The following is a 22,636-nucleotide window of genomic DNA, read 5'->3' as shown; positions in this document are numbered from 1 at the left end:
GATTGCGTGGAGTCTTATCCGCTTGTTGGGTAACATTGGAGCCGGCTTTTCGATCTCATCGTGTCCCTGTGCATACGCAGCCTGATGTTACTCGCCGGCAATTAGCGTGTTTTATGGTGCAAACGGGCAACAACCTAATGGATGTAAATCAATGCTGAAGTGGGTCTCTTTGGCGCTGCTGGTGCTGCTTGCGCTATTGCAGTATCACCTCTGGATGGGGGAAGGCGGCATCTTTGAGCTGCGCAACATCACTGCGCGGGTAGACGTCATGCAGCAAAACGATGATCAGCTTCGCGACCGTAACGATCAGTTGGCTGCCGAAGTCGTCGATTTGAAAAACGGCCTCGATGCGATCGAAGAGCGAAGCCGCAATGACCTCGGCATGGTGCGTAATGACGAACAGTTCATGTGGGTGCCCGACATTGCCAATACTGCACAGGACGCGCAGCCAGATGATAACGAAGGCGATGCGAGTAGCGGACAGGGCGCTGGCAGTAGCAGCGCGAGACGTCAGTGACATCTAGCTGCCTGCCTGAGTGGGCGCATGCGTCAAATAATCCGCCGGCAGGCCATTTCAAGCAAGCGCCTGAGCAGTTTGTGGTAGTCGAGCAGCTCGGCTTTGAGCCTGAACAGCGCGGCGATCACCTATGGTGCTGGATCGAGAAACGGGGCGTTGAAACGCACCGTGCCATTACGCTGTGCGCGAAAGAATTTGGTGTTCGCGAGCGCGACGTCGGATATAGCGGTCTCAAGGACCGTATGGCGTTAACCCGTCAGTGGCTGTCGTTCCCGCTGTCCGAGCCACCCATGCAGCAGAGCCTCGACCGCCTTGCCGAGCAAGGTATCAAAGTGCTTTCGGCGGTGCCGCATCCGCGCAAGCTTAAGCGCGGCAGTCATCGTAGCAACCGTTTCGAAATCGCGATCGAGTTCGATGCCAGCGATGCCGAACAGGTGTTCGAGCGTTGGCAGCGTTTACAGCAAACCGGTGCGCCCAACTATTTTGGCGCGCAGCGCTTCGGGCATGCGGGGCTCAATATCGAGCGCGCGCGGCACCTGCTGGCAAAAGGTTGGCACAAACGTGCTGACAAGCACGGAATGCTGCTGTCCTCAGCGCGTAGCTATTTATTCAATCTTACCCTTGCCGCTCGCGTAAGCGCTGATAGCTGGCACACGCCGTTAGCAGGTGAGGTGGTTAACCTCGACGGCAGCGGCAGCTTCTTTTCCAGTGCCGACGCAGCGCTGGATGAATTGACCGAACGTGCCGCCGTGCAGGATATCCATCCCACTGCGCCTTTGTGGGGCAAAGGACAGCTGGATAGCTTCGCGCAGGCGCGTGAAGTCGAACTGCACAGCGTGTTACAAGAGCAACAGCTAATCGCTGGGCTAGAACGCGCGGGGGTGGCAATGGCGCGTCGCGCACTGCGTCTTCGTGTGTTGGACCCTACGTGGCAGCGCACTGAACGGGGCGCCTTGCTTGGGTTCGGGCTGGTGCGGGGCGGCTACGCGACGGCGGTGCTGCGTGAACTGATCGCCGCACCCGGGCTATAGCGGCGGCACATGCGCTGCGTTACATAATAACTGCTTTAATTAGTGCTCCTTTTGGGCGTTTTTCAGGGACCCACCTTCAATGTCAGGCCGCTATAGTAGTGCCGAAATTTCAGGGATAGGCGTTACCTCTCAGCGTATAAGAGATCGCATGGTCGATGCGCTCAGACAAGAGGGGATCAGCGATGAGTCGGTGCTGGCGCTAATGGCGCAAGCGCCGCGGCATTTGTTTGTCGAGCAGGCGTTCAGCGACCACGCGTACCGGTCAGAGTCGGTGCCCATTGGTTACGGCCAAACGCTATCGCAGCCCTGGATCGTGGCACGCATGACTGAACTGGTGTGTGATGAAGCACCCAAACGGGTGCTGGAAATAGGCACCGGCTCAGGGTTTCAGACGTGGCTGCTGGCGAAGCGCTTCGACACTGTCTTTAGCGTCGAACGCATTGAGGCAATGAGTATTCGTGCACGCAAACGGCTGCATCGTCTGGGTGTCACCAACGTTCGGCTGCGTCATGCGGATGGTCGCGCAGGGTGGCCCTCGCAAGCGCCTTTCGATGTCATTTTGGCCACTGCCTGCGCGCGCGGCATCCACTCAGAGTGGGTCGAGCAGCTAGCCCCAGGTGGAGTGGTGATCGCGCCATTGCTCAATTCGCCCGATGGTGATCCCGCCCACGGCCAGCAGTGGCTGGTGCGCGTACGCAAAACTGACGACGGCATTGAGGCAGAGCAACTCGAACCAGTGAGGTTCGTTCCTCTATTAGACGGTGTGGTTGAATAGTCAGCCATGCTACGACATAAATAAATAGCATGTTAACGTTAGGCCGATAGCGAGTGTTTTGCTGATGGATTGCTTTTTCCTATACTGTTACGCCATCATCGTGACACGATAGATGTGGTTAAGTGATCGAACTGGCGGTCTGACGTGGCGACAAGGAGTGTGTTTTTGATGGCGAAGATGAACGATATGGTTAAGCCAACGTTTGTACAGCAGTGGCGATTGCACAAGGTAGGCGCGGTAAGCGCAATCGCATTGGCGGCAGTGTTGGCGGGTTGTCAGAGCAACATGAACAACCCCTCCATCGAAAACGCTTCTTTCAGCAATGGGGCCGCCGTCGATGAGAGCGGTAGCGATAGTGCAGCGTCTGCATCGGGAGCTGCCACCGATGGCGCTGCCCAGACCGCCGGGACTGCTCAGACGGCTGGCACTGGTGCCTCCAGTCAGCCGAGCACCTCTAACCAGCCAAGCACCTACCAGGTCCGCAGCGGCGACACGCTTTATAGCATCGCGTGGCGTGAGAACATGAAGTACGACGACTTGGCGCGTATTAACAACATCGAGCCGCCTTATGCGATTCACGTTGGGCAGGAACTCAAGCTAAGTGAAGGCGCTCAGCCGGCTAACGGTGGCTCAGCGCCAGCAAACGGCACGCAAACGCAGGGTCTGGGGCAGGAATCAGGTCCCGTTCAGGGCAGCAATAACACTGCCCAAGCCTCTTCAGGCCAGGCGCAGCAAGGCGGAGATAATCAGAACGATAGCTGGTTACTGCCTTCCTCCAACGGCAGCGCCAATAACGGTGGCCAGCAGGCCGCCGCTAATCAGTCGGGCAGCGGTGCCGCGAATGGCGCTGCGGTAGGAGCGGGCGCGGCGGGTGCAGCAACTGCCGTGGGTGCCAGCAACTCTGCGAATAACGCCTCCAACAACAGCGCCCCTGCCAAAAGCACGCCTTCCAATGGTGACTCAGCGAACGCCAGCGCGGGTCAGGTAGCCAAGGCATCACAGGCGCCCCAGGCTGATCCGAAGCGCAAGTATACGCCGGCTAAAACCATCGACTGGCGCTGGCCCGCACAAGGCAAGCTCGTCAAGCGCTTCTCCGATCCGTCCAATATTACTGCGGGTATCGATATTGCAGGGCAACAGGGCGAGCCTGTGCATGCCGCAGGGCCCGGGTTGGTGGTGTACGCTGGTGACGGTGTGCGCGGCTACGGTAATCTGGTCATCATCAAGCATAACGATTCATTCTTGAGCGCTTATGCCCACAACAGCTCACTCAACGTCAAAGAAGGCGATGTGGTGGTCACTGGACAGCAGATCGCTGCGATGGGAAGCTCTGAAGCAGACCAGGTTAATCTGCACTTTGAGGTGCGCCAGAACGGCAAACCCAAGGATCCGCTCAATTTCTTGCCCAAACAGCAGTAACCAATTGAAAAGTGCCTGACAGGCATGTGACGAACACGTAGTCCAGAAGTTTAGTTGTGTAGTTAACGAACACATATGGCCGGAGCATGTCGTTTGTGCTCCTGCTGCTTTCAAGGATGAAGGGGGGCGTTATGTGCGCAATGGCCAAGGGTAGCGACACCAGCAAGCGCGAGTCCGAGTACGCTCATGTAGAGTCGGACGCCTACGACGATGTGGCGGTAGTGAATGATATCGAGGAAGAAGAGTTTCTCGAAGAAGACGCAGAAGTAGAAGCAGAGGCGGATGTAGCGGTAGAGGAAGAGTCGAGTGAGCAAAATGATCGACGCCCCTACCAGGGAAAGCGCAGCGGTAGCAGCGGAAGCCCCGACGCTACGCAGCTCTATTTGAGCGAAATTGGCGGTTCTCCCCTGCTAACGCCGGAAGAAGAAGTTTACTACGGTCGCTTGGCACGTAAGGGCGATCCCAACGGGCGGGCGCGGATGATCGAGTCCAACCTCCGCTTGGTCGTCAAGATTTCACGACGCTACCTCAACCGCGGCCTGACGCTGCTCGATCTCGTCGAAGAGGGCAATCTCGGCCTGATCAGAGCCGTCGAAAAATTCGATCCCGAACGTGGATTCCGCTTCTCGACCTACGCCACCTGGTGGATCAGGCAGACCATCGAGCGTGCGCTGATGAACCAGACGCGCACCATCCGTTTGCCCATACACGTCGTCAAAGAACTCAACGTTTACCTGCGCGCGTCTCGCGAACTGGCACAGCGGCTCGATCATGAGCCTACCGCGGACGACATCGCTGCGCACCTTGATCGCCCAGTCAGCGCGGTAGAGAAAATGCTCAAGTTAAACGAGCGCATTTCTTCCGTCGATTTGCCCGTGGGCAGTGAAAACGATAAGCCGCTGCTCGATACCCTTGCCGACGATAGTGAGCCCAATCCTGAATCCAACCTGGTTGAGAACGACGTTAAGTCGCAGGTAAATGGCTGGCTCGAGGAGTTGCCCGAGAAGCAGCGCGAAGTGGTGGTGCGACGCTTTGGCCTACGTGGCCATGAAGCAGCTACACTTGAGCAGGTGGGCGAAGAAATCGGACTTACGCGTGAACGGGTACGTCAGATTCAGGTCGACGCCTTGAAGAAGCTGCGCCGAGTGCTCGAAAATCGCGGGCTCTCTTTGGATAGTATTTTTGCGCAGTAATACGGCCGGTTAAGCGTGTAGCGATAGTGAGGGGCGCTCACGCATGTTACATGCGCTGATGTATGTAACTGGCGGATCTATGATATATTGACGATAATCAGGCTGCGGATTCGTCCATAGCGATGTTTCGTTTTTGCAGCGGGAACAGCCTTTGCCTATAGTGCTGACAATAATCAAGGCTCATATTCTACAGGAAAGTCTCAATGCTGAAGTTTAGAGTGCTGCCTCTGGTGCTGGGGGTCTCGCTAGTACCGCAGGTGGCGAGTGCTGCGGATCTTATCTCCATCGCTCAGGATGCGCTGACCAACAATGCCAGCTTGCTGGGTGATCAGGCAGGTGTAAACGCGACTAAAGAAGGTGAGGGCGTCGCACGTGGCGCGTTGTTGCCTCAGGTCAATGCGAACGCTTCCGTTTCTCGCAATCACACCTCAAATACCGAGCGGACAGGGGGTGGTGGCGCTTCCCAACTTCTGGAGCAGCTGGGAATGTCGGGTGCTGCCAGCAGCGGCTCGGAAGACAAGACGCATAACGAATCGTCCGTTACCATCCAGGCCACTCAATCGCTTTTCAATGCGACCAATTGGTACTCCCTCCAGGCAGCAAAGCGTCAGACGGCACAGCAAATTCTGAACTTCTCCAATAACCGTCAAACGCTCTTGTTCGACGTTGCCAATGCCTACTTCACCGTATTGCGCGCCAAGGAACTGCTCGACACTGACCGCGCCGCCGAAGCGGCCTACAAGCGTCAGCTTGAGCAGGTACAGGAGCAGTTCGATGTAGGCGTAGTGGCTGCCACCGATCTTCGCGAGGCAGAAGCCTCCTACGACTCAGCGCGTGCCGCTCGAATCTCGCAAGAGAGCACCCTGACCGTCGATTTCGACGCACTTACCGCGTTGACCGGCAAGCAGTACCCAAGCATCGACAAGCTGTCTGAAGACATGCCCATCGCGCCGCCCAAGCCTGCTAATCGCGAAGCCTGGGTCGAAATGGGCAACTCCCAGAACCTGGCGCTGAAAACTGCACGCGCTGGTATCGACTCCGCACGTGCCAATGTTGCCATCGCTCGCGCGGGCCACCTGCCGACTCTCGATGCAGTAGCGTCCTGGAGCTATGGTGGTACCAGTCGCTACCGTGGTTTCAACAAGCAGAATCAGATCGGCCTGCAAGCGTCGATCCCCATTTATTCTGGCGGCGCCACCTCTGCTCAGGTCAATCAGAACACCTATCAGCTCGAGCAGGCTCAGTTCCAGGCCGAAGAGCAGCTGCGCCGCACCGTGCAGAACATCAGCTCTTTCTTTGCCCAGTCGAACAACAACGTGCTGTCGGTTGAGGCGCAAAAGCGTGCGGTCGTTTCCAACCGTGCGTCGCTCAAGGCAACTCAGGATGGTTATGAAGCCGGTACTCGTACCATTCTCGACGTGCTGAATTCGCAAAACAGCTATTACGCATCGCTGCAGGCCTACTCTTCTGCTCGTTACGACTATGTGCTGAACATGCTTCAGCTGCGTCAGAATGCGGGTATTCTCGACGTTGGCACTCTGCAAACGCTGAATGGCTGGCTGGTGAAAGATAATTCGCCGGTCCGCCTTGATGGCAAGGGCGATTCCCTGGTACCTGCTATCGGTGATGCATCCATCGACGTTAACAAGCTAGGCTCCTAACGTCTCTGCCGCTGGGCGGCGTTGCATTTCCCACAAAACACCTTCTGTCGAGAGGTTATTTCGGTAGAAGGTGTTTTTGCGTTTGCCCAGCAGTTTTTCGCTACTGCCGCTGCCCCTCTCTGGTACATTGGTGCTTACTCGCTCGATTGTGCGGATAGCACTAGCGTTGCCGTTTCCTCTTCGTTTACAGAGATAGCCGATTTTAGCCATGTCCCGCCCTTTACGTGCCCTGATTGATCTTTCGGCACTGCGCGAAAATTATCAGCGCGCCTGTGCGCTGTTCCCACAAAGCCGTGCGATCGCGGTATTAAAAGCCAATGCGTATGGTCACGGTGCGCTGCGCTGCGCCAAAGCGCTGGAAGATATCGCACCGGCGTTTGCAGTGGCGTCGATCGAAGAAGCATTGGCGCTAAGGGCGGGAGGGATTACCCAGCCCATCGTACTGCTGGAAGGTTTTTTTGAAGCAAGCGAGCTTTCTGAAATAGCGCGGCAAGGGTTGTGGACCGCGCTACACAGCCAGTGGCAGGTTGATGCGTTGCTTGAGGCTGATCTTCCCGCGCCTGTGCATGCGTGGCTGAAGTTTGATTCAGGCATGCATCGGTTGGGATTCAGTGCAGCAGAGTTCGCCGCCAACTGGAGAGCGCTGGCAGCCAGCGGTAAGGTGCAGGACATGCACCTTATCACCCATTTCGCCACCGCCGATCTCGACGATCATCGCTACCGTGACGTTCAGCTTGAGCAAATCGCAGCGCTGCGTGGGGCACTTCAACACGAGGGCCATGAAGTCCCGTGCTGTCTCGCGAATTCCCCGGCAACACTCACTCTGCAGGGCGCTGGGAACTGGCATCGGCCTGGCTTGATGCTTTACGGCGCAGATCCACTGGAACACGGCAATACATCCAGCCACGCACTGAAACCGGTAATGACGCTTGAGAGCGAGTTGATTGCAGTGCGTGACGTCGCGGCAGGTGAGCCGGTAGGGTATGGCGGAAGGTTTGTAGCGCCGCGGGCAACGCGTATAGGCGTGGTTGCCTGTGGCTATGGCGATGGCTACGATCGTCACGCGGGAGAGGGCACGCCGCTATTGGTGGACGGCGTACGTGCACCGCTTGCTGGGCGCGTTTCGATGGACATGATGACCGTTGATGTTTCGCATATCGAGACCGCGCGTATTGGGTCACGCGTTACGCTGTGGGGGAGCGCCGATGGCGGTGCTTCGCTAAGCGTTTCTGAGGTGGCTAGCTGGTGCGATACCATCAATTACACGCTGCTGACCGGGGTGATGCCGCGCGTGCCGCGAATTTTCATCTCGTAACACATTTAACTGTGCATAATACGCACGTTTTAGCGCTGCGCTCTCCATCAACGATTGAGCGGCGTTCCGCACTCGAAATGGTTAGGGTTTAATGGCAAAGAAGACGTTTCCGAAGCACTTGTGGCATCCCACCTATTGGCCTACCTGGGCGATGATTGCTGGTTTGCGTATAAGCGCCTTTTTGCCATGGACAGTAAAACTGTGGCTTGGACGTGCGCTGGGTGAATTTGGCTATCGCTTCATCAAACGGCGTCGCCATATCACCGAAACCAACGTGCGACTCTGCTTCCCCGAGCTTAGCGAAAGCGAGCAGCAGGCGCTGGTCAGGCGTATTTTTCATGCTAATGGTATCGGTGTATTTGAAACCGCGACGGGGTGGTGCCGTGATCCCGAACACATGCGTCACCGCGTAACCTTCAAAGGCACCGAGCACATGGAACGCGCCAAGGCTCAGGGCAAAGGGGTATTGATTATCGGTATCCACTTTTCAACGCTCGATTTGGGCGGCGCACTGCACTCGCTGTTCTTCGATGCCGACGTGGTGTATCGCCCGCACAATAACCCGCTGTTCGAATCCTTCATGACCAATGCCCGTAATCATATTTTCGGTCAGGCCATCGATCGTCACGACTTGCGCGGCGTGGTGCGACGTATCAAGTCGGGCCATGCGGTGTGGTACTCGCCCGATCAGGATTTTGGCCGCTCGGTGAGCGTATTCGCGCCGTTTTTTGGCATCAATGCCGCTACCATCAAGCTGACCGCGAAAATTGCCCGTATGACGGGAGCGCCTGTCATGCCGCTGATGTTTCACCGTAACGACGATAACCGCACTTACACCCTCGAGTATCTACCCGCGCTGGATAACTTCCCCAGCGGTGACGACGTTGCTGATGCCACTCAAGTGAATGAATTCATTGAGCAGGCCATCCGCCGCCATCCGGAACAATACTTGTGGCTGCATCGTCGCTTCAAAACGCGACCGCGTGGCGAGGCGTCGCTTTATTGATTAGAGCGTCACGCCATTAATCAGCATCAACCTCGGCCGATAAGAGGAGCGTTTCCCCGCGCAGAGCCGAGCGACATGCGTATTTCCTATGATAGCGTGTACAAACTGCTGTTCAGTGAGCCTACGGTGGTAGCGCATTTGATCAGCGGTTTCCTTTCCCCTGCGGTGGATGCCGCCCTGAATTTCTCCGCCGAGGAGTGCGTTAGCGCCAGTTTCGTCAGCGATGCACTGCAGCAGCGTCACTCGGACGTGATATGGCGTCTTTGCCACTCGGACGGGGCGCTAAGCCTGTACCTGGTCATCGAGTTTCAAAGCACCATCGATGCTCACATGGCACTGCGCATGACGACCTACACGGCACTGCTAAGTCAGCAACTGGTGAAACAACGCAAGGCGGCGGGGAGCTCCTGGCTGGCACCCATTATTGCGTTGGTCATTTACACCGGTAAAGCACCGTGGACAGGCGCTATCGATACGCGACAGCTGTTCGATGTGACTACTCCACAGCTCGCTGAATTCTGCCCATCGCAACGCTACGTTTTGCTTGATCAGCAAGCGGTAGTGGCGCATCTTGATGGGTGCAGTAATTCACTGTCAGGTAATCTGGTAGCGTTGATCTTTCGGCTTGCGCAGTACAGCGACCGAGAGGTGCTGCTGCACTGGTTGGGCAAGCTTATCGAGCATCCTTCGCTGCAAGCGGAAGACAGCCTAAGACGCAGCTTTGCTCAATGGTTAAAGCGGGCGCTTCTACCTAATTGGCTGAAACATTATGACGATGATATATGGCGGCCTCTTGTTGAACTGAGCGAGGTATATAACATGTTGGCAGCAGAGAAAAAGTTGTGGCAGGTGTGGCAAGAGCAGGACCATCAGGCGGGCAGAGCCGAAGGACGTACGGAAAGCCAGCTTCGAATCGCTCGCAACCTGTTGCTGCAAACCAACTTCTCGGATGAACGTATTGCGTTTATTACTGAACTTAGCGTCAAACAGATAAGCGCGTTGCGTTTCTAATAGGGCAAAGTCTTCGTCACCGTACCTCCTCGTGAATAAAAAAAGCGCGGGGCTGAATCTTCAGCCCCGCGCTTTTTATGTGGCTATCCGCCTCTGTGCATCAAGCATCGATGCGTTTGTACTTCACTTTCTTGGGCGTGTCGCTGCCTACGCGCTTGTGATAATCCGCTTCATATTCGCTGTACGATCCTTCGAAGAAGACCACTTTCGAGTCACCTTCATAAGCGAGAATGTGCGTTGCTACACGATCCAGGAACCAACGATCGTGGCTGATCACCATGGCACAGCCCGGGAAGGCAAGCAGTGCTTCTTCGAGCGCGCGCAGTGTCTCGACGTCCAAATCGTTGGACGGTTCGTCGAGCAGCAGCACGTTGGCGCCTTGCTTAAGCGTTTGAGCCAGCTGCAAGCGGCCGCGCTCACCGCCTGACAAGTCCTTGAGAAATTTCTGCTGGTCGTTGCCCTTGAAGTTGAAGCGGCCTACGTAAGCGCGTGACGACGTTTCGTAGCCGTTGATGTTCAGAATATCCTGACCATCGGATACCGCTTCCCATACCGTCTGGTTATTGTCGAGCGCATCGCGAAGCTGCTCGACATAGGCAATCTTGACCGTATCACCGAGCACGACGTCGCCAGCGTCAGGTTGTTCTGTACCGTTGACCAGCTTCAGAAGCGTTGATTTTCCCGCGCCGTTACCGCCGACGATACCGACAATCGCGCCTTTGGGAACGGTGAAAGAAAGATCTTCAAACAGCAGTTTGCCATCGAATCGCTTGCCAACGTTGTGGAATTCGATGACCTTGTCGCCCAGACGAGGACCAGGCGGAATATAGATTTCGTTGGTCTCATTACGGGTCTGGAATTCGTTCGATTGCATCTCTTCGAAGCGCGCCAGACGTGCCTTGTTCTTGGCCTGACGTCCTTTGGCGCCCTGACGTACCCATTCAAGCTCCTGCTTGATGGCTTTCTGGTGAGAGGCCTCTTGCTTGGCTTCTTGAGTAAGGCGCTGCTCTTTCGCTTCCAGCCAGTCGGAGTAGTTGCCTTCGAAGGGGATACCGCGTCCGCGGTCGAGCTCGAGAATCCAGCCCGCTGCGTTATCCAGGAAGTAGCGATCGTGGGTGACGGCGACAACGGTGCCGGGGTACTCCACCAGGAAGCGTTCCAGCCAGCCGACTGACTCAGCGTCAAGGTGGTTGGTTGGCTCGTCCAGCAGCAGCATATCGGGATTAGAGAGCAACAGCCGACACAATGCCACACGGCGGCGCTCGCCTCCCGATAGGTTGCCTACGCGTGCCTCCCAGGGCGGCAGACGCAGCGCTTCGGCAGCGACGTCGAGCTTGCGCTCAAGATTGTGTGCGTCGGCGGCTTCGATGATGTTTTCCAGCTTCGCCTGTTTTGCCGCTAGCGCGTCGAAATCGGCGTCGGGTTCTGCGTAGGCGGCGTAGACCTTGTCGAGCTCAGCCTGAGCATTCTTGACCTCTCCCAGCGCTTCCTCGACCGTTTCGCGCACGTTTTTGCTGTCATCAAGCTCGGGTTCCTGGGGCAGATAGCCGACGTTGATGCCTGCCATCGGGACGGCTTCACCGTTATATTCGGTATCGACGCCCGCCATAATACGCAGTAGCGACGACTTGCCTGAGCCGTTGAGGCCAAGAACGCCAATTTTCGCGCCCGGGAAGAAGGAGAGCGAGATGTCTTTGAGGATTTCGCGCTTGGGAGGAACGGTTTTACCGACCCTGTTCATCGAGTAAACGTATTGCGCCATAGCGGGGGATATGCCTCTTCTATTGGATGGTCGATAGCGGTCGCTACCAACGCCATTGCGTGAAAGGAGCTAGCCTGACGGCGGCTCGATATAGGCGAGATGATAAAGAGGGAAGCAGCAATTAACCAGAGTAGAAGTGATCGATATAGCACTGAAAACAGAAAGAGGAGACGCGAGCGCCTCCTGCAATCGTTGTTGTTGGTGCGAACGTGTTGATGCGAGCGTTTATTGCTCGTCCCAATCGTCCCAGTCGTCGATTAGCTGTTTGAGACGACGCTCTTCCAATAACGCTTCTACTCTACGACGCGTATCAGAATCGCTTTTAGTGCGTGTTTTGGGGGAAAATTCTTCATCATTGACGGCATCGAATTCTTCTTCTTCGATTTCGATGTCAGTCGAGTAATGTTCTGAGCTCACGATACACCTCTCATCAGGCCAATTTGGAGAGCGCTTAAAGCGTTGTCGCGGTGCTTAGTGCTCTTCCAAACAACAAGTTTTCAGCTACCGATGTATTGGCACAATCGGTAACGCCTTTACAGATTCTGGCCTCTGTACAAGGAGCACTTGTCTATCGTTGTACGCCAGCCAGTGATCAATAAGCACCCCATGGATGAAATGTTGTGCTCATTTAAAGCGCTATATAGCGCCGTTGAATTTGGCTGACAAGCATTTTGTCTGGTTGAATTATGGAGATTCGATTCAAGTCCGAGAAAGTGGGCCAAGAGCACTGCGGATAACCGAGGCGAAGGGCGGATAGCTGGGTTGATCGATGATCCTTGGGGGAGGAAGCTGCAGGTACCAGTGTCGAAGGGCGCTGGGGTGAGTGTTAAATCAAAAGTGGTTAATAGGCGAGGGTGCTGATGAAGGTCACCATTTATTATTGTACCGGATGTCGGTGGTTACTGCGGGCGGGCTGGTATGCGCAGGAGCTTCTGCAAACTTTCGGTGAATCGCTGGAAGAAGTTGCCCTGGCGCCCAGCCATGGCGGTCGTTTCGAAATTCGGCTGGACCAGGAGATCCTATGGGAGCGCGTGCGCGATGGCGGCTTCCCGGAGATCAAGGCATTGAAGCGTTTGGTAAGAGATCACCTGGATCCCGAGCGCGATTTAGGCCACGTCGACCGCGATCACTCGTGATCGAAGCAGATGGCGCGGCCGCGCCGCAGGTAAGCAGCTAGCGACACTAGCTGCCGCCACGATAGCGTCGCCGGCGCAGTTGCCGAAAGCCCACAATGCCAAGCGTTAGTAATAGACTAATGCTCAGGCAAATCACCAATACCCATAAAAAGCCATGTGCATTGTTTGCGCCTGGAATGCCGCCAACGTTTACGCCGAGTAGCCCAGTCAGGAAGGTTAGCGGCATAAACAGCACTGTAATCACCGAAATCAGGTACATCCGGCTGTTGAGTCGATCGCTGTGCATGCTCCAGATCTGCTCCTGAAGCATCAGCGCGCGATCTTGCATCGCTTTTAGATCTTCCAGATAGCGCGAGAGGTGGTTGGCAGATTCGCGGAAGGTAATGCGATTCGCTTCATCGAGCTGCAAAGAGGCATCGCCCAATCGATTCAGGCAGTCATATTGCGGCTGAATAAAGCGATTAAGCATGATCATCGGGCGCCTTAGCTGCGCCAGCATGCGTGTCGTTACGCTGCTGTCGTTAAGCATCGCCTCCTCGTGCTGCGCCAGCGACTGATTCATTTGCGCAAGCAGAGTACCGGTTTGGTCGACAAGGTTGTCAGCAATACGTGCCAGAATTCCGGTGAGGTTAGTCGCGCCTTGATGCTGCGTGAATTCGTCGCGTACTTGCTGCACGACATCAAGCGGCTTCCGGCGCAGGGTAACCAAACGATTTGGGGTCAGCCAGGCGCGCAGCGATATCAGCTTGTCGGGCTCGCTACCGGGGTTAACGTTAACGCCCCGCAGGGTAGTGACCAAACCGCCCGGGAATCGAGCAACGCGAGGGCGCACTTCCTCTTCCAGAAGCGCATCGATAACCGCTGAGTCCAACTCGGCAAGGGTAGAAAGTAGCTGCTGAATGTTGGCTTGGCGAAAGTCCAGGTGCATCCACAGGAGACCTTCGTCGTTTTGCCACACACGTTCGAGCTCGTCCATTGATAGCGATGTGGCGCCTCCTGACTGATCGAGGCGCATGGCGGTAATCAGGGCGGTAGTAGCTTCTTGCGTCATAGGGAAGTGCCTGAGTGTACGGTGATGCCAGCAATGAGGGATTGCGGCTTTCTTAAGCGTGGAGTGGCATCAGATTGCCCCGAAACCTTCAGGTTATGGCAAAATACGCCCCGTCATTGAAGTGCGTGACCTGAAGTCAGCCACCCAACCTTGTTGAAGTCAATCGCCATGTCTGCCAAACCTCTTAAAAGCCATATCGCTCCGCTGTCCAGTGCGGAGTGCGGAAGCGTTTTACTGCGCGTTGTCATTTATATAGCCATTGTATTCGGATATTGCGAAGGCATGCTGTGGGACGCCACGCGTGATGTTTCTGCTGACTGGAAATTCTCGGAGTTTTCCTTCACCGAATTCTCGCAGAGCTTGGTGCTGGGCGTGTCGGCAGTGATTATGCTCGCGGCTCGCAAGCGCTTTCAGGTATTTCCGGTTGGGGCGATGATCGTCGCCATGTTTTTGCTGGCATCGCTGATACGTGAAAACGACTACTTCCTCGATTCCATTTCCCATGGCTTTTGGAAATGGCCAGTGCTGGTGCTTGGCGCAGGCACGCTTTACTACACCTTTGTCCAGCGCTCGACGCTGTTCGCTGAGATGCGTATCTATTTCAACACTCGCGCGTTTGGCATGTTTCTTTCAGGCGTGTTGGCGACTTACGTGTTTTCGCGGCTGTTGGGAAGAAGCGTTATGTGGGAAGCCGCGCTAGGCGATCATTACCTGCGTGTCGTCAAGGATGCGGTTGAAGAGTGCTCGGAGTCACTTGGCTATCTTCTGATGTTCTTCTCCACTATTGAATTCACGCTGCTATCGCGTAAGTTACGCCGTCAAACCGAGTCATAAAAGAGAAGCCGGGTGTCTGCCAGGCTAACGCAGTAAGCTGGTACGCCGCTGTTTCGAGTCGGTAGTTGCTGCCGTGGTATCAAAGCCGTCGTGATGTTTCGCCATCACGACGGCTTTGTATTTAGTAGAAGGCGCTGCGCGTGCACGTGAATTTCTTAGTGTCAAGGTTCAGTGTTTAGACGGGTGTCTTGCGGGGCGGGGCCGATGGTGCAGCAGGGGTAGAGTGGTGGCTTGCTACGTCGGCGATTATCTGTCGCGATGTGCCTCCACCGTCATCGCTGGTAGTTACCGGGGCGATGCTCGCAACGATGTGATTGATGTGGTGGGAAAGGTGTTGGCCTGCCTGAGTATAAGGGCCAACGATAATTGCCATGGTGATTGCCAGTATCGAAAAGGCCAAAGCCACTTTTGTTAGCTGGCGGTGGGCTCGCTGCAACCATCGGTATCGCTTTTCGGTCGTGACATTGGGCGAACGCATATCGGTCCCTCTAATTGGATGGGGGCCTGATGCCGGCCGCGCGTTGGCCAGCACCCTCCATGTTCAAGTCTGATTTTTCGACCTTTTCATTTCAATATGGTTCCGCCGCCAACGGCACGAGTACAGCACAAGGCTGCTGTAAACGCTGGCGCTCTGCGGTATCATGGCAATAATTCGATTTCTGCTGGAAATTGGCTGTACACCCTCTCTTTTCGAACTCGCTCATCGGTATCTCAGGGCCCTCGTGTTGGCTTCTGGTAGCGACAGACGATGTTGGTTGGAGTGCGTGCTGGCAGCGTTCCGATCACCTCGTTTTTCATTTGCTATCTTGAGGAATCTGCATGTTCACACGCGACATGACTATTGCGGGCTACGATGACGATCTTCTTAACGCCATCCACAACGAAGTTCAGCGACAGGAAGATCATATCGAGCTGATTGCGTCGGAAAACTACACCAGCCCGCGGGTAATGGAAGCGCAAGGTAGTCAGCTAACCAACAAGTACGCAGAAGGGTATCCCGGTAAGCGCTACTACGGCGGTTGTGAATTCGTCGATGTCGCCGAAGAGCTGGCGATTCGTCGCGCGTGCGAATTGTTCGGTGCCGACTATGCCAACGTTCAGCCGCACTCCGGCTCTCAGGCCAATGCCGCGGTATTCCAGGCGCTAGTAACGCCAGGGGATACCATAATCGGCATGAGCCTGGACGCAGGCGGTCACCTGACCCACGGTGCCAAGCCCAGCTTTTCTGGCAAACACTACAAGTCGATCCAGTATGGCCTGAACGATGAAGGGCTGATTGATTACGACGAAATCGAAGCGCTAGCCAAGGAACACCAGCCGAAGCTGATCATTGCCGGCTTCTCGGCCTACTCCCAGATTGTGGATTGGGCGCGTATGCGCGAAATCGCCGACGCAGTGGGCGCATGGTTCTTCGTTGATATGGCCCACGTGGCAGGCCTGATTGCCGCCGGCGAATATCCCAGCCCTCTACCGCATGCCCATGTGGTTACCACCACAACGCATAAAACGCTGCGCGGTCCTCGCGGCGGGCTGATTCTCTCAGCAGCGGGCGATGCCGATTTGTACAAGAAGCTGAACTCAGCGGTGTTCCCGGGGCAGCAGGGCGGCCCGCTCATGCATGTCGTGGCAGCCAAGGCGGTGTGCTTCAAGGAAGCTCTCGAGCCAGAGTTCAAGGTATATCAGCGTCAGGTAGTCAAAAACGCCAAAGCAATGGCCGCTGTGTTTCTCGAGCGTGGCTACGACGTGGTATCAGGCGGCACCGAGGACCACTTGTTCCTGCTATCGCTGGTGAAGCAGGGCATCACTGGTAAGGATGCCGATGCCGCGCTGGGCCGCGCCCACATCACCGTGAACAAGAACGCAGTGCCCAACGATCCGCAAAGCCCGTTTGTTACCTCAGGGTTGCGTATTGGTACACCCGCAGTAACAACGCGTGGCTTTGGCGAAGAAGAGTGCAAATTGTTGGCCGGCTGGATCTGCGACGTGCTCGACGCCCTCGCGGGTGGAGACAGTGCTGCTGCAGAGGAGCAGGTTAAAGCGAAGGTTGCTGAAGTGTGCAAACGCCTGCCGGTTTATAGCTAAGCCGCACGCTATCTACTAAAAGTAACCTGCGGAAAGCCGCACTTAGGGTGCGGCTTTTTATATTTGGCTAAGGATGAACGCAGCGGCTAAGCGGAGGATGCTGTAAAATATTGTCTACCTTTTGCAAAGACCGTGTATTTCCAGTGAGCCTGAATGGGCATTACGTGACTTGGCTCTTCGGATGTGGTCCTGATAAGTGCAAGGAATCTCTTAACTCCAAAGCGCCGGGAACGTCTTAAGACACTGGTTGTAACTATAAGTTGAATACAATGATTCCTAAAAAAATTCATTACATCTGGTTTGGCAACAACCCGAAAAGCGCACTGATTGAAAGATGTATTCAGAGCTGGCAGCGCCATTTGCCAGAGTATGAAATTATTCTCTGGAATGAAGACAACCTGCCTCGTGAGGCCGCTTTGTCATGGAAGTTGCTGGAGAAAAAGCAATATGCCTTTGCCAGCGACTACGCTCGTTATTTTGTGCTGTCGCAACATGGGGGCATTTATCTGGATGTCGATATCGAGGTAGTCAGATCCTTCGATCCTCTGCTCGATAATCGCTGTTTCCTTGGTTACGAAGCTAAAAATCGCCTTAATAGCGCCGTAGTGGGTGCCGAGCCTGGTGATCCTTTCGTGCGTTGCTGCATGACGCTCATGGAAGAGCGCTTCCGCCAGAACAAGCCTTTTTTAATTGCTCCAGAGCTTGCCAACGAGGGGCTCAAGCGCTCTCAGGAAGTGACCTGCTATCCCGAAACATACTTTTATCCCTATAACCCCTACGATGAGACGAAGGCGGTAAAGCAACTAATGGTGGCGGATATCACTGAGTCGACCTATGCCGTTCATCACTGGGAGAAAAACTGGAAAATGAGTTTCTTGTCCAAGCTGAAACGCGTCCTGGTATCGAAGTAAAGGAAACCTGGGATGAACGTCGCGTTCCTTCGTAAATCGTTGCTGACATTTGCAACACGTGGATTATCGGCCGCAGGCACTTTTGGGCTGACCTTCACCCTGGGAGTATTGCTGGGGGTCTATCAGACAGGGCTTTTCATGACAGGAATTTCGTGCCTCATGGGCATGAAGGTTTTCGGCTGTTTCGGCATGGAAAATGCGGTGCTCAGATTCGGCGGTATCCATGTAGGTGAGCGTGATCAAGACAACGTCAATACACATTTTTTTTGCTCGATTCTGGTATCCCTACTTATTTCGGTACCCTTGGCCATCGTCGTTTTCTGGGGTACCTGTTGGATATCCGACGTTCTTTTCCATAACCAGGATCTGATTACAGTATTTCATTGGGTGGCGATCGAGTTCCCTCTGCTAGTGGTGTCCTTGCTAATCTGTGCCTGGATGCGTGCGTTCAATCTGTCGGAAGTGTCTTCATTCTTCGAGATCGGGATGTTATCGCTTTTTACATCTCTGACGATCTGGTGTAGCCATTTCCTAGGGGTTCCCTTAAGCGCGGGCTTTTGCATGCATGCTTTGGTGATAATGACGTCCATCATGATCCTGGTCGGGTTAGGGATCATTGGTTGGCGGGGTGTGCGTATCCCAACCAGTTTCACTACGATCAGCCCTTTCATGAAGTCCCTCTGGACCTATTTTCAGATTGATTTTGTATTTTATCTAACACAGTGGGGTGGGTTGGTCGCACTGGGGTACTTCGTGAATAGCTCCGCGGTTGGGATATTTTCAATCGCTCACCGGCTGGCGTTTACGGTCAACTTCATTCTGACCGTATTCGACAGCATAGTGGCGCCGCGTTTCGCTCATATGAGTAGCATCAGCGATCATGCCGGTATCAAAAGGCTAGCGCTGGATACCACCAAGTACATGACGTTTTTTTCAACGCCGATCGTGGCTCTATTGGTATTCGCTCCCTCTTGGGTGCTTGCGTTCTTCGGCGACGGGTTCGAAGCTGGCAAATATAGTCTAATTCTGCTGGCGCTGGCCCAGTTCGTGAATGTGTTGACAGGTCCAGCCGTGTTCATGCTGACCATGTCGGGCTATCACGCTCTGATGAAGAACATTTTGCTGATAGCCTCTGTCATTGGCGTATTATGTTATGTCGTGCTTGTACCAGCGTTGGGATCCTTGGGTGCTGCACTGGCCATCTTCATTATCATGGCGTTTCAAAATATCGTCGCGGCTTGGGCAGTGAATAACAAAATGAACATCAATTTGCTTGGCTGGTGGAAGAAGTCACCGGCGCAGCACGGCTGATGGGTTTTTAAAATGCTGAGAGTAGAATCCTACAAATCCTTGCGCATTTTAGGCCCGGTGCTGGATATCATGTCTGTGTGGGGCGCAGGTACCATCGCCTACTATGCTCGGTTTGGCTCGGTTGAAATGCACGACCGTTTTAAAATAGCGATGCTTATCATTTCGCTTTTGGTCGTCGTTTTCTCCTGGCATGTCGATCTCTACCAGAATTGGCTACGAATGCGTTTTCACTCGGTCATCTTCAAGATGATGACCATCTGGATGATTACAACGCTGGTGGGCGCAGCTCTCATTTATATTCTGCACTTTTCCATCGAATACTCGCGTTTGTGGTATGCAGCAACTCTTGCGGGCAGTTTTGTTTTATCTCTCCTCTTCAAGTGTCTGATGGGCTTCGCCAATCGTCTTTATCTGATGCGCCACCGTACCAAGAGTCGCGTGCTAATGGTGGGCAGAAGCGATGCGCTGTTGAATATTGTGCGAGGGATGCGTAACGACAAGACTCGGCGTTACTCGATTGGTGGAACCTACCGCATCGATCATCACATATCCGACGACGACCTTGATGCGATTGTGGCGCAGGTTGAGCAGTATGAGTTTAGAGAGCTATGGCTGGCACTTCCTCTTTCAATGGGCAGTGACGTCAATCGACTGATGCATTCATTGCGTTTTTTGACGGTTGAAATCCGTTTTTTCCCCGAGCTGACCGACCTGCCACTTTTAAATCATCATGTTAGCGAGATGTTTGGCTTCTATTCTTTCGACTTGAACATGTCGCCAATTCGGGGTGAATACAAGGCATTGAAACGGCTTGAAGACATTGTTGGTTCGCTATTGATTCTGTTAATGATTTCGCCGCTGTGCCTGGTTGTTGCCATCATGATTAAATGGTCATCGCCAGGCCCGGTGCTTTTCAAACAGTACCGAACCGGGATCGATGGTAGGCGCTTCAAGATTTATAAGTTTCGTACCATGCGTTTGCACGATGAGAAGGACGGCAAGGTAGAGCAAGCCACCAAAGATGACCCTCGTGTCACTCGTGTGGGCGCATTTCTGCGTAAAACGTCGATTGATGAGTTACCGCAGTTCTTTAATGTATTGCAGGGACGTATGTCCATCGTGGGCCCTAGACCGCATGCACTCGCGCATAACGAGTATTACATGAAGTTGGTGGAATCTTACATGCAGCGGCATAAGGTCAAGCCAGGCATTACCGGTTGGGCTCAAGTCAGCGGTTTTAGAGGGGAAACGGACACGCTCGATAAGATGGAAAAGCGTGTGCGCTTCGACCTTTGGTATATCGAAAACTGGTCGCTTACTTTTGACTTGAAGATTATCGCGATGACCTTTTTCAAGGGATTCGTGGGCAAAAATGCCTATTAAGAGACGATATGATATTCATTCGGCGCGCATATACGTGGGAAACGGGCAGTGATACTTCTTTCATCAATCTCTTTTCACTGGGAGAGGTGAAGGAGCAACTGTCGGATCGGCAAATTGAGCATTTTCGTTTTTACGCTGATGGCATCCTGATGGTGAAGGCCCTCAAAATCCTCAAGCGGAAGAGCGTTGAGCGTGTCAGTTTCGACGATACCTCCATAGCGCCTTTGGTATTTCAAAAGGCAGTGGATGAAGCGCTTTCCGTAGCTCTGATCGGTGGAGACAAGGCTACGGCCGCAAAAATAAGCAATGTTCTCAAGACAAAATATCCTGGGTTGAACATCAGTCTGGTGTCGCCGGGCTACTTCGAGACAACCGAGCAGCGAGAAAAAGTGATCGCCGCCGCTCAGGGGATTGACGTTATCGTAGTTGCCATGGGAGGCGGGCGTCAGGAGCGCATGTTGCTTGAGTTGCGCGATAAGGGGTGGCGGGGCACTGGCTTCACTTGTGGGGGCTATTTTGATCAGTTGGTGGATGCCGGCGGCAAAGATTACTATCCCGAATTTTACGATCGACATAACCTGCGTTGGTTATATCGCCTCAGAAAAGAGCCTGGACGGCTCCTCACCCGATATTTTGTGCAGTATCCCGTGCGGGCCTTCAAATATATAAAACACGTTAATTAATAGTGCTTCTAGGTGGCCCAAACGTAGGGGTTCCTGGAAAATGGCATATCGGGGATGAGGAAGAGTAAATGATATTTAATAATCTGTACCGCCGTGATCAAGATATTCCCATGCCGGTGAAATTGTCGATCGGGCTTCTTTTCTTAGTATTGATAGCCACAGGTTTGACGGGGTTGTTTACTTATACGACTCTGCCATTTTATCATGGCCCATATAATTACAATATATTACCCGTTTCTCCTCTTTTCGAGCTAACGTTTCTTTCGATAGCGATGCTAGGTTTTTTAGCGAAGCCACTGAACGACCGTGGTGCCCGCATGTTCTTCCTGATCAGTCTCGTTTACCTGATCACCACTTTTTTTATAGCTTACTTTTCATCACCCGCTAGCATCAAAGACTATTTGCTGGCCTATAAAGCATTTGTTTATACATTGTTACTATGCTTTCTGGTCAATCGCAGGGCAATCACATTTCCCGCCATCAAGTACTTGTTGTACTTTATGCTCGCAATATTTTTGATCAAATATGGCTATTCACGTTGGTTGAACGTGGATGAGCGTATGGGTAGTCGCCCAGGCGTTTACATGGAAAACAACTTTGAACTAGTGTTTCTGGTTCTACTCTATTTCCTTGCTATCGATCAACTGAAGCATAAGCTCTGGACCTTTATTATCATGATTTTGGTGGTCTACCTCTCGGGCTCCAGAAGTGCAATGTTGTGTCTGTTTGCCGTGTATTTTTGTAGCGCTATTCGGACCTGGGCATCGGTTCGTTTTCGATGGTTATTGATCTGTCCTTTCCTGCTGTTACTTATTGCGAGTGTTGTACTGGGGCGCATGGATATATCCATGTCGCAAATTGGGACTCAGGTGTACCATCGAGGAGAACAACTTTTTGCAGATCAAGGCCCGCAAGAGATATCTGAGCGTCATTCCGTCTCGATTGACAATGGCTCTCCTGAGCAACAGCAAGATACCGGAATTGATGATGCACCGGCTGACGTGACCACCTCTGATATCAAAGCCCATGATGATGGTACTCTGGATCATTCTCAAGGCTCTGAAAGCCACGACGAAACAGTTAGTGGCGCGGAAGTACAGCAAAAAATCGGTTCAGTTGATCGGGTAAAATTTTTGCACATGTTCCTGGAATCTACTCAGAACTGGCATTGGTGGAACTATCTGGTCGGCACTAAACCTTTGACGCCTTTATCAGCCGAGAGCTGCCAAGCCCTATCTTATTGGGGCACGCTTTTTAGTTATGAAAATGATGGCCGTTGCTATTCGGTAATCCTGCATTCGTACTTGCTTCGAGGGATCTATGATCATGGTTTGATTGGTTTGCTATTCCTCAATCTCTTTTTGGCTTACGGGTTATGGAAATCAGGTTATCGGAAAATCGATATAGTCTGTGTGACAGGAGTCCTGATGCTGTCATCGCTGTCAGTGTCAGCATACAATAGTGTGTTCTACGCCCTCACCATGGCGCTTTACTTCATGACACCGGGAAATCGAGACCCCAGAGGGAGGGCGACGGAAGCCATGAAGCAGTGATC

The 22,636-nt window shown here is 53.8% G+C and carries 20 protein-coding genes; 17 read left to right on the top strand and 3 right to left on the bottom strand.

Annotation, left to right across the window (positions count from 1 at the left end; all coding sequences use genetic code 11):
* Window positions 1–151: 151 nt before the first annotated feature.
* The 9 genes from ftsB (at window position 152) to R84865_RS05625 (ending at window position 9,928) form a co-directional block, all read left to right on the top strand.
* Complete coding sequence (gene ftsB / locus R84865_RS05665; protein ID WP_435639069.1) at window positions 152–517, top strand: cell division protein FtsB; 366 nt, start codon at window positions 152–154, stop codon at window positions 515–517.
* Window positions 514–1,548 carry a tRNA pseudouridine(13) synthase TruD gene (gene truD / locus R84865_RS05660; RefSeq protein ID WP_435639068.1) on the top strand — a complete coding sequence of 345 codons (1,035 nt, stop codon included), beginning with the start codon at window positions 514–516 and terminating at the stop codon, window positions 1,546–1,548. The genes ftsB and truD overlap by 4 nt, the downstream gene beginning before the upstream one ends.
* A gap of 79 nt (window positions 1,549–1,627) precedes the next feature.
* A complete protein-coding gene (locus R84865_RS05655) occupies window positions 1,628–2,323 on the top strand; it encodes a protein-L-isoaspartate(D-aspartate) O-methyltransferase (RefSeq protein WP_435631050.1) in 696 nt (231 codons plus the stop codon).
* Window positions 2,324–2,491: 168 nt separating this feature from the next.
* Window positions 2,492–3,742, top strand: a complete 1,251-nt coding sequence (locus tag R84865_RS05650; protein WP_435639067.1) for a peptidoglycan DD-metalloendopeptidase family protein — start codon at window positions 2,492–2,494, stop codon at window positions 3,740–3,742.
* Between the two features lie 86 nt (window positions 3,743–3,828).
* Window positions 3,829–4,935 (top strand): RNA polymerase sigma factor RpoS, encoded by a 1,107-nt coding sequence (rpoS, locus tag R84865_RS05645; protein WP_435639066.1) that lies wholly within the window; start codon window positions 3,829–3,831, stop codon window positions 4,933–4,935.
* Window positions 4,936–5,138: 203 nt separating this feature from the next.
* Window positions 5,139–6,596, top strand: a complete 1,458-nt coding sequence (locus R84865_RS05640) for a TolC family outer membrane protein (RefSeq protein ID WP_435631047.1) — start codon at window positions 5,139–5,141, stop codon at window positions 6,594–6,596.
* A 208-nt stretch (window positions 6,597–6,804) separates the two neighbouring features.
* On the top strand, window positions 6,805–7,911 hold the full coding sequence (alr, locus tag R84865_RS05635; protein ID WP_435639065.1) for an alanine racemase: 1,107 nt from the start codon (window positions 6,805–6,807) through the stop codon (window positions 7,909–7,911).
* A 91-nt stretch (window positions 7,912–8,002) separates the two neighbouring features.
* The gene (lpxL, locus tag R84865_RS05630) at window positions 8,003–8,917 is read left to right on the top strand and encodes an LpxL/LpxP family Kdo(2)-lipid IV(A) lauroyl/palmitoleoyl acyltransferase (RefSeq protein ID WP_435639064.1); all 915 of its coding nucleotides are present in this window, start codon (window positions 8,003–8,005) and stop codon (window positions 8,915–8,917) included.
* Window positions 8,918–8,992: 75 nt separating this feature from the next.
* Window positions 8,993–9,928: an Rpn family recombination-promoting nuclease/putative transposase gene (locus tag R84865_RS05625; RefSeq protein WP_435639063.1), complete on the top strand. Its 936-nt coding sequence runs from the start codon at window positions 8,993–8,995 to the stop codon at window positions 9,926–9,928.
* Window positions 9,929–10,028: 100 nt separating this feature from the next.
* Here the strand turns inward: R84865_RS05625 and ettA are convergent, their stop codons facing one another.
* Window positions 10,029–11,690: an energy-dependent translational throttle protein EttA gene (ettA, locus tag R84865_RS05620; RefSeq protein WP_435631043.1), complete on the bottom strand. Its 1,662-nt coding sequence runs from the start codon at window positions 11,688–11,690 to the stop codon at window positions 10,029–10,031.
* A 225-nt stretch (window positions 11,691–11,915) separates the two neighbouring features.
* Window positions 11,916–12,107 (bottom strand): PA3496 family putative envelope integrity protein, encoded by a 192-nt coding sequence (locus R84865_RS05615; protein WP_435631042.1) that lies wholly within the window; start codon window positions 12,105–12,107, stop codon window positions 11,916–11,918.
* Between the two features lie 443 nt (window positions 12,108–12,550).
* On the opposite strand from R84865_RS05615, the gene R84865_RS05610 reads away from it, so the two are divergent.
* Window positions 12,551–12,826 (top strand): Rdx family protein, encoded by a 276-nt coding sequence (locus tag R84865_RS05610; RefSeq protein WP_435631041.1) that lies wholly within the window; start codon window positions 12,551–12,553, stop codon window positions 12,824–12,826.
* A 46-nt stretch (window positions 12,827–12,872) separates the two neighbouring features.
* On the opposite strand, the gene R84865_RS05605 is transcribed toward R84865_RS05610, so the two are convergent.
* Window positions 12,873–13,877, bottom strand: a complete 1,005-nt coding sequence (locus tag R84865_RS05605; RefSeq protein WP_435639062.1) for a CorA family divalent cation transporter — start codon at window positions 13,875–13,877, stop codon at window positions 12,873–12,875.
* 168 nt (window positions 13,878–14,045) lie between these two features.
* On the opposite strand from R84865_RS05605, the gene R84865_RS05600 reads away from it, so the two are divergent.
* From R84865_RS05600 to R84865_RS05570, 7 genes are all read left to right on the top strand, one after another.
* Window positions 14,046–14,711, top strand: coding sequence for a hypothetical protein (locus tag R84865_RS05600; RefSeq protein WP_435636527.1), 666 nt, complete (start codon window positions 14,046–14,048; stop codon window positions 14,709–14,711).
* 819 nt (window positions 14,712–15,530) lie between these two features.
* Window positions 15,531–16,793, top strand: coding sequence for a serine hydroxymethyltransferase (glyA, locus tag R84865_RS05595; RefSeq protein ID WP_435631038.1), 1,263 nt, complete (start codon window positions 15,531–15,533; stop codon window positions 16,791–16,793).
* Window positions 16,794–17,062: 269 nt separating this feature from the next.
* The gene (locus R84865_RS05590) at window positions 17,063–17,704 is read left to right on the top strand and encodes a glycosyltransferase (protein ID WP_435636528.1); all 642 of its coding nucleotides are present in this window, start codon (window positions 17,063–17,065) and stop codon (window positions 17,702–17,704) included.
* A gap of 12 nt (window positions 17,705–17,716) precedes the next feature.
* Window positions 17,717–19,015: a lipopolysaccharide biosynthesis protein gene (locus R84865_RS05585; RefSeq protein ID WP_435639061.1), complete on the top strand. Its 1,299-nt coding sequence runs from the start codon at window positions 17,717–17,719 to the stop codon at window positions 19,013–19,015.
* Between the two features lie 12 nt (window positions 19,016–19,027).
* Complete coding sequence (locus R84865_RS05580; protein WP_435639060.1) at window positions 19,028–20,398, top strand: undecaprenyl-phosphate glucose phosphotransferase; 1,371 nt, start codon at window positions 19,028–19,030, stop codon at window positions 20,396–20,398.
* Between the two features lie 8 nt (window positions 20,399–20,406).
* Window positions 20,407–21,081 (top strand): WecB/TagA/CpsF family glycosyltransferase, encoded by a 675-nt coding sequence (locus tag R84865_RS05575; protein ID WP_435631034.1) that lies wholly within the window; start codon window positions 20,407–20,409, stop codon window positions 21,079–21,081.
* Window positions 21,082–21,149: 68 nt separating this feature from the next.
* Complete coding sequence (locus R84865_RS05570) at window positions 21,150–22,634, top strand: hypothetical protein (RefSeq protein ID WP_435639059.1); 1,485 nt, start codon at window positions 21,150–21,152, stop codon at window positions 22,632–22,634.
* The last annotated feature ends 2 nt before the right edge of the window (window positions 22,635–22,636 follow it).

The organism is Carnimonas bestiolae, from assembly GCF_051251145.1.
Taxonomy (GTDB): domain Bacteria; phylum Pseudomonadota; class Gammaproteobacteria; order Pseudomonadales; family Halomonadaceae; genus Carnimonas; species Carnimonas bestiolae.
Note: the sequence above shows the minus strand (reverse complement) of the source record. Positions and strands in the feature narration are given on the sequence as shown.